This window comes from Flavobacterium collinsii (assembly GCF_902804485.1).
GTDB lineage: Bacteria > Bacteroidota > Bacteroidia > Flavobacteriales > Flavobacteriaceae > Flavobacterium > Flavobacterium collinsii.
Genome location: NZ_CADCST010000145.1, coordinates 1 through 290, shown reverse-complemented (window position 1 = coordinate 290; position 290 = coordinate 1). Strand labels below are relative to the sequence as shown.

Annotated in this window: 1 protein-coding gene; it reads left to right on the top strand. The window is 44.5% G+C overall.

The window, feature by feature from the left end; translation table 11 throughout:
- On the top strand, positions 1-290 hold a 290-nt coding region (locus FLA105534_RS21890; RefSeq protein WP_173968207.1), incomplete at both ends, for an AMP-binding enzyme.

Genomic DNA, 290 nt, shown 5'->3' with positions numbered 1-290 from the left:
AGCCGATGGCAACATCGAATTTTCAGGCCGTAAAGATCATCAGGTGAAAGTAAGAGGACACCGTATTGAACTGGGAGAAATCGAACACGCCCTTTTAGCCCAAGAAAACATCAATCAGTGCGTAGTAACCGTGCAGGAGATAGAAACAGAAGCCGTAATTGTTGCCTATCTGGTTGGCGAGAAACCAGTAGACAAACAGGAACTCCGCGCCAAACTGAGCCATCACTTGCCGGATTATATGTTGCCTTCTTATTACGTACAATTAGAATCTATTCCTTTAACCTCACATG